Origin of the sequence: Vibrio sp. V03_P4A6T147, assembly GCF_002241085.1 — a bacterium.
Lineage (GTDB): Bacteria > Pseudomonadota > Gammaproteobacteria > Enterobacterales > Vibrionaceae > Vibrio > Vibrio anguillarum.
Genome location: NZ_NDIO01000038.1, coordinates 2,968 through 4,335, shown reverse-complemented (window position 1 = coordinate 4,335; position 1,368 = coordinate 2,968). Strand labels below are relative to the sequence as shown.

General features: G+C 43.9%; 2 protein-coding genes. Both read left to right on the top strand.

Translation table 11 applies throughout. The features are described from left to right. On the top strand, positions 1-326 hold a 326-nt coding region (locus tag B9J84_RS01420; protein WP_179217492.1), incomplete at its 5' end, for a FixH family protein. Between the two features lie 3 nt (positions 327-329). Then, on the top strand, positions 330-1,368 hold a 1,039-nt coding region (locus B9J84_RS16260; RefSeq protein WP_404206161.1), incomplete at its 3' end, for a heavy metal translocating P-type ATPase metal-binding domain-containing protein.

Here is a 1,368-nt window from a genome sequence, read left to right as displayed (position 1 = left end):
ATATTGACCTATCAAAAATTAACGAAGCGAAAGCATTAAAGCTCAGCTCGGAAGTCTACTCTGAGGGTAATGATATTATCTTCAAATTTAATAAAGGTGAGCTTAAACACTACCCCGCGATTAAAATGATGTTTGCTCATCGGACACTGCCAGACCGTGATTTCACACAACTTGTCGCATCGGATGCACAAGGTATATATCGCATTACCCTGCCTGCCCCGTTACAAGGCCCTTGGTTCATCGAACTCACTCCTCACAATGAGGAGTGGTTAATCCAAGGTCGAGTAACGTTTCCAATGCCAACTTCTACTCAATTAATGAATTAAACTATGTGCAAAGCGTGTTACCACTGTGGTGAAGATGTACCAGCCAACACGGATTATAAAGTTGATATTCTAGGTGAAAGCAGAGATATGTGTTGTCCCGGTTGTGAAACCGTGGCTAAAACCATTGTAGAGAGTGGCCTAGTATCTTATTACCAATACCGAACGACCACTGCAGATAAAGTGGAGCTTGTGCCAGAGCAGCTCAAAGCACTCATTCATTATGATAATGACGATGTACAAGCAGAGTTCGTTCGTAACGACAACGAAACGTCCGAAGTGACGTTATCGTTAGAAGGTGTTTCCTGTGCGGCTTGTGCTTGGTTAATTGAAAAACAACTCTCTCATAAAAATGGGGTAATTTCGATAAGGGTCAATACCACTACCAACCGTGCTTTACTCAGTTGGGATAAGACACAAACACGACTCAGTGAATTACTCTCCACTATTCATAAATTAGGTTATAAGGCTGCCCCTTTTGAAGCAGACGCACATGAGGCAGCCTACCATCAATCAATGAAGCAATATCTTTATCGCTTGGGTATTGCAGGCCTAGCCACCATGCAAGTGATGATGCTTGCTGTGGCGCTCTATCTTGAGGTCTTCGGTGATCTTGATTCTGAGTTTCGCAATTATTTTCGTTGGGTTAGCTTGATCTTTGCAACCCCCGTACTTTTATACTCTGCCCTTCCCTTTTACCTCAATGCTTGGCGAAGTATTAGAGGCAGAACATTAGGTATGGATGTCCCTGTTTCTATCGCTCTTATTTTTGCGTATGTTGCTAGTCTGATAGCGACAGTGACTGAACAAGGCGAAGTCTTTTTTGAATCCATTTCAATGTTTACCTTTTTCTTACTGGTTGGACGATTTTTAGAGATGCGGGCGCGTAGAAAAGCCGCGGCGGCTAGCGGCAATTTACTGAAATTGATCCCTGCGGTTGCAACTACGTTGGATGGCCGTCAAGTGCCTGTAAAAACTCTAGCTCTTGGTGATCGAATTCGCGTGTTGCCTGGAGAACACGTCCCTGCTGATGGTCGAGTGTTGA